This is a genomic window from bacterium, from assembly GCA_020444065.1.
In the GTDB taxonomy this organism is placed as follows: Bacteria; Sumerlaeota; Sumerlaeia; order SLMS01; family JAHLLQ01; genus JAHLLQ01.
Map to the genome: position 1 here is coordinate 582,310 of JAHLLQ010000003.1, position 13,127 is coordinate 595,436.

The 13,127-nt window shown below is 61.8% G+C and carries 13 protein-coding genes; 5 read left to right on the forward strand and 8 right to left on the reverse strand.

The window, feature by feature from the left end; genetic code table 11:
- Positions 1-88: 88 nt before the first annotated feature.
- Entirely contained in the window at positions 89-628 is a 540-nt protein-coding gene (locus KQI84_10110) for a hypothetical protein (protein MCB2155231.1), read from the forward strand.
- A gap of 354 nt (positions 629-982) precedes the next feature.
- Entirely contained in the window at positions 983-1,165 is a 183-nt protein-coding gene (locus tag KQI84_10115; GenBank protein MCB2155232.1) for a hypothetical protein, read from the forward strand.
- A gap of 26 nt (positions 1,166-1,191) precedes the next feature.
- On the opposite strand, the gene KQI84_10120 is transcribed toward KQI84_10115, so the two are convergent.
- The 4 genes from KQI84_10120 to rplM form a co-directional block, all read right to left on the reverse strand.
- Positions 1,192-2,286 carry a hypothetical protein gene (locus KQI84_10120; GenBank protein MCB2155233.1) on the reverse strand — a complete coding sequence of 365 codons (1,095 nt, stop codon included), beginning with the start codon at positions 2,284-2,286 and terminating at the stop codon, positions 1,192-1,194.
- Positions 2,283-3,281: a hypothetical protein gene (locus tag KQI84_10125; protein ID MCB2155234.1), complete on the reverse strand. Its 999-nt coding sequence runs from the start codon at positions 3,279-3,281 to the stop codon at positions 2,283-2,285. The genes KQI84_10120 and KQI84_10125 overlap by 4 nt, the downstream gene beginning before the upstream one ends.
- Positions 3,282-3,582: 301 nt before the next feature.
- On the reverse strand, positions 3,583-3,984 hold the full coding sequence (rpsI, locus tag KQI84_10130) for a 30S ribosomal protein S9 (GenBank protein MCB2155235.1): 402 nt from the start codon (positions 3,982-3,984) through the stop codon (positions 3,583-3,585).
- Positions 3,985-4,028: 44 nt separating this feature from the next.
- The gene (rplM, locus tag KQI84_10135; protein MCB2155236.1) at positions 4,029-4,496 is read right to left on the reverse strand and encodes a 50S ribosomal protein L13; all 468 of its coding nucleotides are present in this window, start codon (positions 4,494-4,496) and stop codon (positions 4,029-4,031) included.
- A gap of 245 nt (positions 4,497-4,741) precedes the next feature.
- Between rplM and KQI84_10140 the strand changes: the two genes are divergently transcribed.
- Positions 4,742-5,509, forward strand: coding sequence for a hypothetical protein (locus KQI84_10140; protein ID MCB2155237.1), 768 nt, complete (start codon positions 4,742-4,744; stop codon positions 5,507-5,509).
- On the opposite strand, the gene rtcA is transcribed toward KQI84_10140, so the two are convergent.
- From rtcA to KQI84_10155, 3 genes are all read right to left on the reverse strand, one after another.
- A complete protein-coding gene (gene rtcA, locus KQI84_10145; GenBank protein ID MCB2155238.1) occupies positions 5,506-6,531 on the reverse strand; it encodes an RNA 3'-terminal phosphate cyclase in 1,026 nt (341 codons plus the stop codon). The two genes, KQI84_10140 and rtcA, sit on opposite strands and share 4 nt — an antisense overlap.
- 160 nt (positions 6,532-6,691) lie before the next feature.
- Entirely contained in the window at positions 6,692-8,194 is a 1,503-nt protein-coding gene (locus KQI84_10150; GenBank protein MCB2155239.1) for an RtcB family protein, read from the reverse strand.
- Between the two features lie 232 nt (positions 8,195-8,426).
- Positions 8,427-9,977 carry an RNA-binding protein gene (locus KQI84_10155; GenBank protein MCB2155240.1) on the reverse strand — a complete coding sequence of 517 codons (1,551 nt, stop codon included), beginning with the start codon at positions 9,975-9,977 and terminating at the stop codon, positions 8,427-8,429.
- A 224-nt stretch (positions 9,978-10,201) separates the two neighbouring features.
- Here KQI84_10155 and KQI84_10160 point away from each other — a divergent pair, with 224 nt between their 5' ends.
- Complete coding sequence (locus KQI84_10160) at positions 10,202-10,945, forward strand: class I SAM-dependent methyltransferase (GenBank protein MCB2155241.1); 744 nt, start codon at positions 10,202-10,204, stop codon at positions 10,943-10,945.
- Entirely contained in the window at positions 10,942-12,543 is a 1,602-nt protein-coding gene (rtcR, locus tag KQI84_10165) for an RNA repair transcriptional activator RtcR (protein MCB2155242.1), read from the forward strand. Before KQI84_10160 ends, rtcR begins: the two co-directional genes overlap by 4 nt.
- Before the next feature lie 7 nt (positions 12,544-12,550).
- Here rtcR and KQI84_10170 read toward each other — a convergent pair whose 3' ends face one another.
- Positions 12,551-13,075 (reverse strand): hypothetical protein, encoded by a 525-nt coding sequence (locus KQI84_10170; GenBank protein MCB2155243.1) that lies wholly within the window; start codon positions 13,073-13,075, stop codon positions 12,551-12,553.
- Positions 13,076-13,127: the final 52 nt, after the last annotated feature.

Consider the following 13,127-nt stretch of genomic DNA (forward strand, 5'->3'; position numbering starts at 1 on the left):
TCGGAGGCAGGATCGAATAGTACTCTCCCATCGCACATTCGCCCATGCACTCCAATTGCGAACCTCCTCTATTGGGGCTCCTCGTCACATGAATCGAAGATTGATCATCCAAAGCCTGGCGTTGGTGATTGCATGTTACCTCGCCGTTGCCGCATATTCGGAACTGACTCTCATCAAGAGTCTAGACAAACTGGACAGCATCGACGCTCCGAACTATGTCGAGTATCAAGGAATCTCATTCTATAGCCGCGCCGACCTTGAGATTTACCTGAAAGAAACCAAGCGAGCGTCCGCCTATCCATGGGCCAGGTTTCTGGAGGATTGGATGGCCGTTCTCCTGTTGGGTTTCTCTGCGGCATTCTTAGGCGGCAGCGCGTATGATCTCCGCTCTCGCTTTCTCAACAACCGCTGGTCTACGCGGAATCTTACAATCTTGGGAACGATCTCAGGAGGAAGTCTGATCATTGTGGCAGCGGGCATTCCGGATATTCTCCCATTCAGGGGGTTGAAACTGAATGCTCCGCTCATCCTGGCCGTCTGTTTTCTTGGCGGAGCCTTTCATAGTCTTGCTTGGGGATTCACCAAGCGCGTCGCAACTCGCCTGTTCAAGAAGGGCGCAAAGGAGTAGATATCGATGAAGATCTTCATCATCCTGTCATTGTCCACATTAATGAGTTTGGTTCTACCCTCAACTGCCCCGGCAATTGGAGGCGATCCCGCCCCAGAGAATCCTGCAATCGCAACTGTACTCACTCAGGCGGATGAGCTTCCTTCGACAAGAACGGCCGTATTCTCCGCCTCTTCGCTATCTGCCCCCGAGGCAATGCAAAGCGAGGTTCGAGGGAAATCGATCCCTTCTTTTCCGCTCGGCGACATCATATACTGTTGCACGAATGAAGACCCTGAGCATGGAAGACACTGCGGCAAGAGCGAGGATCTCCCCGGACTTGTGCAGAAGTATGGATGTAGAGGATTCCAGGTCGTGACTGATGGGCGGGAGCCGAAGTTCATCGAACGACAGAGCCCCATTTACTTGCCAACGGAAGCCATCGGCATGCGGGGGGCTAAGGATCCGACGGAAGAATCCCCGGACAACTCGAAAGAAAAGCTCTCCACGGAGGTGATTCGTCCGCTGGGCAGCGGCCAATCAGAAGCAAGACCCTGAGAACAACTCGTCGTCCTTTGGGATGCTCATCCGACTCGCCGCCCGCGGCTTCCGAACAGAGAACTCAAGAGATTCAGTCCGCCGCCGCTGCAGAGCAGCATCACGACGATGTCGTCGAGCGGGCCGGGGATGATGTCGGGCATCAGAACGTAGCCTAGTCCCACCAGAAACCACAGCCCCTGGCGAACCGCCGAGAGGCCCTTCTCCAGGGTCTCCTTCGCGGGGTCGTGCATCAGGCGACGGCCGGGAGTGACCTCGCGCAGGACGCGGTCGTAGTCGACCAGCCCGAAGTCCAGTAACTCGGCGAAGGCCTGGGCGTCGTGCTCGAGATACAGCTTCGTTTCGCCCGGCGACAAGGCGCCCGCGCCCGTCAGTTCGGCCAGGAAGTCCATCTGGCGGCGCGAGAGGTGCCCGCGCAATCGATCCGGGACGAGGACTGGGCGCTCCCATTGCACGCGAAGGAAGAAGGCCAGCAGGGCCAGCCCGACGGCGGATTCGGGGGTGGGGTAGAAGAACAGGCTGAAGGCCGCCACGCCCCCGGCGATGACCAGGAATCCCCCCCAGCGCCCAGGGGAACTCGTTGCCACCAGCGCAATCATCACGACGACGTACAGCATGAAGACGAGGACGCCCTTGAGCAGCGCCAGGGCAACGTCCAGGCCGGGGATCTTCTGCAGCGTGGAGAGGACCTGCGTCAGGGGAAGCGCCAGCCATTCGGGCAGTGCCGCACCGCCGACCTTCGGCGTCAGAATTGCGCCCAGCGGAATCGCCAGCACGAGGATCAGTCCCGCCAATACGATCTGCTGGGTCGCGCGCCGCCAGTCGCCCAGGACGCGCCACTGCATCGCCATCGTGAGGACAATCAGGGCGGACATCGCGAAAGCGCCCACAATCACCAGCGGAGCCCGTGAGAACGGCGAACCCTGTCCCTCGATCAGAAACAGCCCAGCCCCGAGCAGCAGTCCGATCCGGAAGGCCAACTCGACGCCGCGCAGTTCGCCGTCGGGGCCGACGAACGGATGCGGCTCTTCCTCGGATGGCTCCGGCGGGGGCACGATCGGCTCGGCGGGCAGTACTTCCACATCCGAGCGCGGGGCTTCAAGGTCTCCGTTCTCGCTCACCAGGTGCCTCCCGGGTAGTCGTGAATCGGATCGCCCTTCTTGCCGGTCCAGGTCTCGGGGTCCTTGTTCTCCCAAGGGAGCGCAGGGCCGTGAAGCTGGCCGTTCACGCTTCGCATGCGGGTGATCAAGCGATCGATCGAGGCGGCGGCCTTGCCGGGGCTGATGGGCTGCAACTTCATCCAGCCCTCGCGCGTCGTGACCCAGCGGAGCCCCTGCTGGTAGAGACTTCGGGCGGTCGTCAGCTCGAGGACATCACGACGCAGCACCCCGCCGGCTTCCTCTTGCACGCGTGCGCCCATGAGCTCGTAGCGGCCGGCCAATTTCAGGCGAAGCAGCAGGACGCGCTCCGTCAGCGGCTGGTCCGCGACGAGGCGACGGAACTCGTCCATGTTGCGAATCAGTGCCTGCGGATCGTTCGAGGAGGATCGGAAGAGCATTTCCGCCCGCATAAGGCGAAGGTAATTCAGCATCGGTTCCTGGGACTTCTTGCGCGAGAAGTACGGCTCCAGATCTACGATGCGCTTGTTCAGGCTTGGATTAGACTGGCCGGACTCGACCTGGGCGATCAGGTCGAATGCTTCGACCTCCGGGCGTTCCTGGGCGGCCTTGGGAGCCTCAGCGACGGCCTTTCGGATGGCGGGCCAGTCCTTCGCCGCCAGAAGGGCCTCCAGGCGCCCCACCAGGTCGCGGGTCGGCTTGTCCAGCGGAGGCAGTTCGTCCTGCTGGCGCTCGACTCCCGTCAGCGAGTCGACTTCCTCCAGCTTCGGGCTGCGTCGGCTGGAGAAGTCCCACCCGGCCGCCTTGTAGGTCACGTAGACGCCGAGGATCAGGACGGGCACCGCGATTCGCAGCCAGAATGCCCACGGGCGCTTGCCGGAGCCGCCGGGCCGGGACGCCGCGCGACCCTCGGCGAGCGTGCGTTCGCCGGCGCGGTGCAACACCGCGTCCCACGATTCCCGCTCGGCAGGCAATTGATCTTGGGGTTCGTCGCTCATGGCAGCCTCAGGGTCGTGCAACTTCTACGCCTCTCAGGATGCGCACCGGGGCGGAGCGAGGCAAGTGGGGAACGAAGGCGGGAGCGCAACTTCCTTCCAGGGACAAATCTCTTCTGATGCGTATCTCGTGCTCATAATCGCAATCGCTCGTTGATGGTCGGCTAGCCCGATTACGAGTTGCGAGCACCGCTTCGCTGAGCACGAGCACGGAAAAACCGGTCCGACTACAAAGAAAACCCCTTCCAGCAGATCGAGTCCGCCGGAAGGGGTTTGAATGCCGTCGACTGTAAGTCGTGCAGAATTAGCGCTTCGAGTACTGGGAAGCCTTACGGGCCTTGTGGAGACCGGGCTTCTTGCGCTCGACGGCGCGCGGGTCGCGGGTCAGGAAGCCGGCCTTCTTCAGGACCGGACGCGTGCCCGGCGAGGCGACGAGCAGAGCCCGGGAGATGGCGTGGCGCATGGCGCCGGCCTGTCCCGTGACACCACCACCGACCACGTTGATGATCACGTCGAACTTGCTCAGCATCTGCGTCTCGCGCAGCGGAGCCTCGATCATCCCCTGAAGGGTCGGGCGATTGCCAATGTACTTCTTGGCGTCGTCACCATTGATAACCATCTTGCCCTTGCCCGGGCGAAGGTATGCACGGGCGATCGCGTTCTTGCGACGTCCCGTTCCCAGGTATTGCTCCAATTTCTCAGCCATTCTTCATTACTCCGGCGTAATCGGTCGATTGCGAGTCGAGGGTCTTAGTCCTTCTCAACCTTCGGCTGGCGGGTGTGAATCACGAGGGTTTCCGGCTGCTGGGCCTGATGCTCATGCTCGGGCCCGGCGTAAACGCGCAGATTCTTGCGCAGCTTGGTGCCGAGGCGATTCTTCGGCAGCATGCCGTGGATCGCCGTGCGGAGGATCTCCTCCGGCTTCTTCTCCAACAGCTCGGCGGCGTTGATGGACTTGATGCCCGTGCGCCATCCGCTGTGGTGGTAGTAAATCTTGTCCTGCATTTTCTTGCCCGTGAAGATCGCCTTCTCGGCGTTGATCACGACGATGTGGATCTTGGGGTCCAGGTGCGGCGAGTAGGTGGGCTCGAGTTTTCCGCGGATGAGCTGGGCGATACGGGCGGCGAGCCGGCCGACGACCTGGTGCTCCGCATCGATCAGATACCACTTCTCCTGGATTTCCGCCGGTTTCGGCAGCGTGGAGGCTTGCGCTTTCATCTCATTCAGTCCTTACGACGGCAATTGGGTGGATTCTCGACTTCCGTCAATCCGGCGGGCGCAATAGGCCGCACCGCTCCCGGGTTCCACCCTTCCCGAGGGCGCACGAGCCTCTTCATCCCTCCCCCCCACGTCAAGGGGAAGTTCGGGGGGATTTTGCGGGCGGGCATTTCCATTGCCGTTCCGCCACGGAGGGGCGCCTCTTTGCAGCCATGGAGAGCATAGGCCGAGAATCTACACCCATTGTGTCGCTTGCTCGCCAGCTTCTGGCGATCGAGCGCCGTCGCCTGCTGCGAAGGCTCCTGCCGATCGCGGCGGGAGCGACGATCCTCGCCTTCCTGGGCCTGTTCTTCGCCGTTTCGATCGGCAACCATGGCCCGAGCGGGATCCTCGAGGACTTCCGGTCTCCGCGCCGCGAATTCGACTTCTTCGTAGAGCGGCTGATCAAGAATGGCCTCATTCTCCTCATTCCGCTCTTCGCCGGGCTGGCCGGGCACCTGATTCATGTGCCCCTCGCCGCCACTCGGATCTGGACCCAACCCCGCACGCAGAGCCTGCTTGCCGATCTGCGCCACGCTCCGCTGCGGTGGAGCCACGTGGTTCTCGCGGTGCTGGCGGCTCGGCTGCTGCCGCTCATTCTCTTATACAGTGCCCTGCCTGTCGGCATCGCACTCCTTCTGCTCGCACGATCAGAGATGATTTCCAGCCTCCTGTTCCTTTTCTACTTCCCGCTGGAGATGGCGGCGGCGGGCGTGCTCCTCGGAGCGCTCGCGCTCCGCTGGAAACACATGCCGCCGATGGTCCTTGTCGCCGCTGCGGCGCCGGTCCTTCTGGCCGTGCATCCGTTCTTTCTGGGAATGATCAGCGCCGCCTTCATGTTCGGATCGCTCGGGCGAAGCGTCGTCTTCTGGCTCGACGAACCACTGGGATTGTCCCTGATGACCGCCGCAAAGCTCGCCCTCGCGGCGGGTGCCCTGTGGTGGGCGGTTCGCCGCGAGGGGGATGAGGTTTAGCGGGGTGGTTGCACGCGAACGAGTACGCGGTTTTCTTCCATCGTCTCGAACGTCACGCGGACGGGGAGGAACTTCTCGATGATCGCCGCGTTGGTTGTTGTGTGCGGCAGCGGCGGAATCGTCACGAACTCGCCACCGCCCGCAACGGCCACCGGCAGCAGAAGCTGGTCCGCCAGGTAGGGCCCAACAGGGACGTCTGCCTGCAGCCACTGCTCGGCGCGGCCGACGGCGCGGCGTGCCACGCTTTCCGCCGAAACGCGCCGCTCGCCGAACGCACTGAACATCTCGGTGATATGCTCGGCCTCGAATCGAATCATCAAGACGTTGCCCGGCCCGTGGCGTTTGCGTGTCTCGGTCAAGCGTAACTCCGAGTCGTTGAACTGGAGCGCGCGCTTCACGACGTTCAACTCGCGCGCACCGATGCCCGGATCGAGATCCGCCACAAGGGCTTCCGCCTCGCGGCTGACGATCTTGCCACGATCGAGCAATGCAATCGGCTTCAGTGCCTTCGCCGGATGCACGGTCACCTGCATCGCGCCACCGCCGGCGGGGTAGAACCCGGGACGGAGCAGACGCGCTTCGACGGATGCTCCCATTCGCGCCAACAAGGGCAAGTACACGTCCTTGATGAACGGAAACGGGGGCGCCATCGGGTTGTGCGTTCCGCCGCGCAGTTCGACGTGCGACGGTCCGTCTGCCATCAGCAACGGCAGAAGAATCGTCTGCAGCACCAGCGTCGTGCTGCCCGCCGTGCCGACGGCGAACTCGTATGTGCCGGCAACGACAGCGCCGGGATGGAATTGCACTTCAGACGCGCCGATCGCGGCGCCTTCCAGGTAACCATTGGAAATGCGCGCCGCGGCTTTCAGCGCGGTCAAGTGCTGGCGCAGCACACCGGGCTTCTTGCGGCCCGCACGAATGCGAACCATCCGAATCGGCTGCTGCGTGAGAATGGAAAGCGCGAGGGCAGATCGGATGATCTGCCCTCCGCCTTCACCTTGTGAACCGTCGATCGTGATCATTGGCTCGCCATCCCTTCGTCCCACTGCGCTTAATCCCCGGTTTCCTCGTCATTATTGCCCGTAGGAGCAATCCGAATTCGCGGCAATCAGAATCGGCAGTGCCGGCGGGAGGGAATCGCCCCCTCCTGCCGGGATCTGCACTCGCCGGTTTTCCCGCTTGTCATGCCTGTCCGCGCAAACTTCTGTCCGAGTCCTTCAGCACGAAGCACGCGCGCAATCGCGCAACTGTCTTCGCGAGTCCTGCCGTTTTGACGGTGCGCACGACTTCGCCGAAGTCCTTGTACGCCGCGGGCGCTTCGTCGCGCGGGTAGCGGCGACGATTCGACAGGATGTCGTGCTCATCGAGTTCCGCATCGATCGTGTCCTGGTCGAGCGACTTGATCGCAGCGGTCCGGCTGAGCGCGCGGCCCGCACCATGATTCACGCTGAAGCAACTTCGCTCTGCGCCGTCCTGTGCAACCATGACGACCGATCCGTCTCGCGGATTTCCCGGCAGGAGAATCGGATGACCGGTTTCGTGGAACGGCGTGTCCTTCAGCGAGAAGTGCCCGGCCGGATACGCTCGCGTTGCGCCCTTGCGATGCACGTACACTTCGCGGTTGCCGATGACTTCGCGTCGGGCGAAGTTGTGGCTGATGTAGTAGACCAGCCGCCCCGTCGTACCCGGCAACACTTCCTGAAACGCCTCCAGCACAAGCGCGTTGATCAGCAAGTGGTTGACGATCGCGAAGTTTCCGCCCATCGCCATGTCATCGAGATACTCATTGGCTCGGCGCGTTCCGAGCGGCGCGTAGACGAGCTCGCGATCGCCGCCGGGGAACGGAATCGACCACGTGCGAAAGAACTCCTGCAGCGATCGAAACTGTGCGTCGGCCAACATGTATCCGAAGCCGCGCGAGCCGCAGTGCGACAGGAACGAGACGTTTCCGTCGCGCAGTCCAAACGCATCGGCGACATCGCGCATCTCGTCTTCAACGCGCACGACGTTGCATTCACCAAAGTGGTTTCCGCCGCCGTAGGATCCAAGCTGGCGCAACTTTCCGAACACGCGATCGGCCGGAAGCGACGCGGCCAGGCGGGCGAATCGCTCGCGCAATGAATCCGCCGTTCCGTCGTGGCCTGCATGGGACGAGTCTTCGCACCGCGCGGTCCATACGACCGGGATGCCGAGCGCTTCGCAAACTTCCGGAGTTGCGCCTTCCGTCGCGACGAGGCGCCCGACATCGTTCGTGATGTAACGGCCTTTCTTCGCATGGCGCGAGCCTCGGCCGGCGCCCGTCGGTGTGCGTTCGCAGATCGCGTTGATCAGCGCGCGGCGCAGCGGGCGCTCGCGAAGCGCTTCCTCCGGAAGGTCCAGTTGAAGCAACGACATCGAGCACTTGATGTCCACGCCGACCGGTCCGGGGTAGATATGATCCGGAGAGACCACAACGCATCCGACAGGTGCACCGTAGCCAGCGTGAGCGTCGGGGTTCAGAACAACATTCTGCACGCCCGGAGCGCGGCGCGTATTGATCGCCTGGCGCAGGCACAAGTCGTCGAATCCATCGCGAATGGCTTGCGTTGCGAATACGCGGATCGGCGTTGCGCCGTCGACCGGGATCAGCGCCTCGGCTTCTGCCACATCGACCAGCATCGGGGAATTCATTTTAAGGGACTGCATTTCAAACTCCAGTTCTCTTCAGTAAGTTCTCCCGCCCTTTCCTGCGGCGACAAGTTGTTGCGAAACTTCAGACATTGCGGAATCCGCAACGCTGGTGGGTTTCGAACCCACTGGTGCCAGATGTAGTTCCGCAGGCATTCGCCGCCGAAAGATTGGGAGAAAATGGGGGCGACAAGGGTCCGGACGAGACGATACAGCAATGGTGTAGTCTCGCCTGCATTCGCCGCCATTTTCAGAGCGTGATTTCTTCGATGACTTCGACCCATTGCTTTGCGTTCATTCCACGCGCGGCGAACTGGCCGATGATTTCGAAGACGTTATCCGCGAATCCGCCGATGTTCAGCACGTCCTCTCGGTTGTAGGCTTGCGTCGAGGCGTAGGGCTGGAGATCCAGACACACCAGGCGCGCCCGCGGGTTACGGGTCTTGAAACGATTCCACTCTTCCATCGTGGCCGTTCCACGACCGCGCGCGATATCCATCCAGGACTCCGAATCCGAAACGTAGACGATCAGATCCGCCTTTGCCTTTCGCGCGTTCAGCTTTCGCAGCGGAGCCGCGCAGTTCGTTCCGCCGCCCCAGAGTCGGGCCAACGCCTCTGCGTTCTGCATGACCGTCGAGCCGCGTTCCGGCTTCCACTCCATGGCATTGCTGCCGAACGGAATCACCTCGGTTTGCGGGTTCTTCCGAACGAAGGACGCCGACACCAGGGCAGCGACATCGATGCATCGGACCGCGCTGGTTGCTCCCGGGCGGAATCCGGTGACGGGCGCTCCCATCGATCCGGAGACATCCGGGAAGACGTAGACCTTTCCGTCGACGCGCGGCACGTTCTGGATGGCCGCTTCCATCGCCGACTCGAGAGCATCCTTCAGCTTCTTTGGTACCTCCGTGCCGGTGGCTCGCCATGCGGCCAGCAACTGGTAGGGAAACGCGCGGGCGCTCTTGATCCTCCTCGGATCTGCGAGTCGACCGGCCAACTTCTTCACAACTTGCGGATCTTCCAGCACGCCGTGCCGCGCGAAGGTGTTCAGGTTCATTCGCAGCATGTGCCAGCGCGCGTTCACCGCGATTTCCGCCCACTGCTCTCGCCCCAGGTTCAGGGCCGTCAGCATCTGGAACGGCACCGCCGGCACCTTCGCCGACTCGCCGGACTTGAACGCTTCGAAGTTCTTCACGATCTGCGGCAGCGAGGCCGCATCGTAATCGCGTCCGATCATCCATCCGTACAGCGCTTCGCGCGAACGAGTCGCCGGACGCGGGTGGACCATCTTCACAATATCCGCCAGCGACGGGCTGTTTCCGACGGAGGCTTCGAAGATCTCTTCGTCCTTTCGCGAAGCGAGCCATTCGCGCACCAGGCGCTTCGGCCGCGTGCCAAGCGACATCCGGCCCGTTTCGCCGGAGCGCAGAATCTGCACGAAATTGCGCAGCATCTTGCCGTTGTCGATCACGCGAGCGAAGATGCTTTCCAGCAACTCGCCGTCCTCTGTGGCGAGAATCGCACAGAGCAACGCCGGCATATCCTTCATGTAGCCCCGCTCGCGTGCGTAGATCGCCGTCTTCGCGATGAACTCCGGCTCGACTTCTCGGCACAGAGCCTTCACACGATCCAACTGATCCGCGCCGTACGCGTAGTACGTTTGGTTGAAGCAACCCGTCGCCGCGAACTGCGCGAGTTGGTGCTTCGGAGGCAGTGCGTAGGCGCGGCCGCCCGCTTCGTTGCGGGAGCGAGCCGGCAGAACCTTCCGCAGTGCATTCGAGAAGAGAGTCGTGCTTGCCATGATCATCATCCGCCTTTCGCGGCAATCTCGTTTCTTACGCCGCTCCCTAGTGCGCGAAGGGTGCCAATGATCTGGGGTCATGAGTGGTGGCTTGAATAGTGCTGAAATTATTCGGGTTGAAGCGCTATGGGTTCTTGGCCTTGACCTTTGGCTCTCGACAAGATTTATAGAAATAAATAAGACTTTAGAAAATTGACGCGCGCATGGACGAAGGGGCAAAACCGATGGAACAGGCACCAAACACTCGGATGTATTCGGATCTGGCGAAGTACTGGCCGCTGATCAGCGCGCCGGAAGACTACGCGCCGGAGGCAGCCTTCTGGCTCGCGGCGTTGCGCGATCACCTTGGGCCGGGAAAGCACGCGTTGTTGGAACTCGGCGTTGGGGGAGGCAACAATCTCTCGCATTTCGCTGCGGAGTTCGATGTTGTTGCGGTCGATTTGTCGGCGGAGATGCTCGTGCACTCGCGGCGCATCAATCCCTCCGTCGAGCACCATGTTGGCGACATGCGGACGGTGCGCGTCGACCGGACCTTCGACGCCGTAATCATCCACGATGCGATCAATTACATCACGACCGAGGATGACTTGCTGACAACGTTTCGGAACGCGTTCGACCATCTTCGGAGTGGCGGCATCTTTATCACGTCGCCGGACTTCACCTGCGAAACGTTCCATCCTCCCTTCGTGGAACACACAACGCGGCGCAATGCCGAGACCGAGCTGACTTACCTCGAGTACACCCACGACCCGGATCCGGCTGACACAGCCATCGAGACGATCTTCTTCTTCATCATCAGGGAGCAGGGACAGGTCCACACCGTTGAAGATCGTCACACGACGGGCCTGTTTCCGCACGCGATGTGGTTGTCGCTGCTCGAGCGCGCAGGCTTCGAGGCCTCCACCCGCGAGTATCCCGTCCATGACGATGAGCGGCAGGCGTGGCTCTTTGTCGGGAGGAAGCCATGACGGCGAAACGCAATGTCGTGATCGGTTTGCTGGGCGTGACGCTGGATCAGGGCAAGAACCGCAAGCGCTGGTCGCACTGGCGCCCGACGGTTTCGATCTGCCAGCACGAGGATTTTCTCGTCGATCGGTTCGAGCTCCTTTTCCAGGAGGAATTCCGCGATCTTGCAAACGTCGTCGTGCGCGACATCGAATCCGTCTCGCCGGAAACGGAGGTACGGCTGACTGAGGTTCCATTGCCGAATCCTTGGGACTTCGAAGGCGTGTACGGGGCACTGCTCGACTTCGCGATGCAATACAAGTTCAACTCCGAGAAGGAGCGGTACTTCGTCCACATCACAACGGGTAGTCACGTCGCGCAGATCTGCCTCTTCCTGCTGACCGAGGCGCGCTACATGCCCGGCGTTCTCTTGCAGAGCAGCCCGAAGAGCGAGCCGCGCAACATTGCCGGGACGCTTTCGACGGTGGATCTCGACTTGTCGAAGTACGACGCGATTGCGTCGCGCTTCGCAACGGTACGGCGCGAGGGATTGAGTTTCCTGAAGGATGGGATTGAGACCCGCAGCAAAACCTTCAACGAAACGATCGAGCGCATCGAACGCGTTGCGATCGCATCGCGCGCACCGATTCTGATGATGGGGCCGACGGGTGCGGGCAAATCGCGCCTCGCGCGGCGCATCTACGAGTTGAAGAAGCAACGCCGACGCTTGGACGGTCCGCTGATTGAAGTCAACTGCGCGACCATCCGCGGCGAAGGCGCGATGTCGGCGCTATTCGGCCACACCAAAGGCGCGTTCACCGGCGCCGCCGGTTCGCGCGACGGCATGTTGCTCGCCGCCAACAAAGGTATTCTGTTTCTTGACGAAATCGGTGAACTCGGGTCTGACGAGCAGGCGATGTTGCTGGGTGCCATCGAGGAGAAGCGTTTCTATCCGCTCGGGTCCGACCGCGCGGTCACCAGCGACTTCCAACTGATTGCCGGCACGAATCGCGATCTTGCCGCGGCGTGTCGCAAGGGCCAGTTCCGCGAGGATCTCTTCGCGCGCATTAACTTGTGGACGTTTCGTCTGCCGGGCCTCGCGGAACGCCGCGAGGACATCGCGCCGAACCTCGACTATGAGCTCGAACGATTCGCCCGCGAACAAGGCAGTCGTGTGACGATCAACAAGGAAGCGCGTACGCGGTTCTTGCGCTTTGCTGAATCGCCGGATGCGCTCTGGCCGGCCAGCTTTCGAGATCTTGGCGCGGCCGTGATGCGCATGGCGACGTTGTGCGACGGCGGCCGCATCAACGTGCGGATTGTCGAGGAGGAAATCGGACGAATGCGCGATCAGTGGCGCGATGCCGCCACTCCAACCAGTCCGGGTGACCCACTCTTGCCGCGCTTCCTGAGTGGCGACGAAATCGACGCGCTCGACCTGTTCGACCGCGTGCAACTGGAGCATGTGCTCCTCGTTTGTCGCCAGTCACGCAGCCTGTCCGACGCCGGTCGCACCTTGTTCCAGGCTTCGCTGTCTCGCCGGAAGTCCTCCAACGATGCGGATCGGCTGCGGAAGTACCTGGCCAAGTTCGGCCTGGAGTGGAAGCAGATCGCTCGATGAGCTTCCGCTAATCCTCATCCACCCAGGCGTCCGCTTGTTGATCTGCGGGCAGGGGCAGCATGGCGTGGACTCCGTACTCGTGAACCAGCATTCCGCCCTGATGGGCCGTGTTGACCAGCAGCAACAGGGAGCCGGCGTAGAGCAGGACGAACACGCCGTGAGACGGGATGGCGAACTTCCACTTCAACGGGTGCTTGATGGCGAGCGGAATAATCACCAACAGCGCGTAGATCGATGTCAGGATTGCGAAGACGATTTCGGTCTTCTCGGCCAGTTCTTCGTGGTGTTCCAGTGTGGCCGAGATGGCCGGTGTGCGCATGGCAAGTTCGCCGGCGGCTTCGCCGGTCGAGGCGGCGACGAAGGTGCTGATGCTTCCGAGCACCATCAGGCTGAGTGCGGCGATGTGAAACCACTTCCCGTTCTTGGGGAAAAACAATCCGGCTATAACGAACAGCGGGGCAACCATCAGCAGTGCAATGGGGAAGTGGATAATCAACGGATGCATTGCATCCCATGTTGGAATCTGTGGCATGATATTCCTCCCTGATCCTTTGTTTGCGAGTGTGGATGTGAAGCGCCCGTGC

What these genes read in the sequence shown, in the direction of transcription:
- KQI84_10155 (MCB2155240.1), bottom strand. Translation starts at nt 9,977, where the DNA reads ATGGCAAGCACGACTCTCTTCTCGAATGCACTGCGGAAGGTTCTGCCG.
- rtcA (MCB2155238.1), bottom strand. Translation starts at nt 6,531, where the DNA reads ATGATCACGATCGACGGTTCACAAGGTGAAGGCGGAGGGCAGATCATC.
- rplM (MCB2155236.1), bottom strand. Translation starts at nt 4,496, where the DNA reads ATGAAAGCGCAAGCCTCCACGCTGCCGAAACCGGCGGAAATCCAGGAG.
- KQI84_10170 (MCB2155243.1), bottom strand. Translation starts at nt 13,075, where the DNA reads ATGCCACAGATTCCAACATGGGATGCAATGCATCCGTTGATTATCCAC.
- KQI84_10125 (MCB2155234.1), bottom strand. Translation starts at nt 3,281, where the DNA reads ATGAGCGACGAACCCCAAGATCAATTGCCTGCCGAGCGGGAATCGTGG.
- KQI84_10150 (MCB2155239.1), bottom strand. Translation starts at nt 8,194, where the DNA reads ATGCAGTCCCTTAAAATGAATTCCCCGATGCTGGTCGATGTGGCAGAA.
- rpsI (MCB2155235.1), bottom strand. Translation starts at nt 3,984, where the DNA reads ATGGCTGAGAAATTGGAGCAATACCTGGGAACGGGACGTCGCAAGAAC.
- KQI84_10160 (MCB2155241.1), top strand. Translation starts at nt 10,202, where the DNA reads ATGGAACAGGCACCAAACACTCGGATGTATTCGGATCTGGCGAAGTAC.
- KQI84_10110 (MCB2155231.1), top strand. Translation starts at nt 89, where the DNA reads ATGAATCGAAGATTGATCATCCAAAGCCTGGCGTTGGTGATTGCATGT.
- rtcR (MCB2155242.1), top strand. Translation starts at nt 10,942, where the DNA reads ATGACGGCGAAACGCAATGTCGTGATCGGTTTGCTGGGCGTGACGCTG.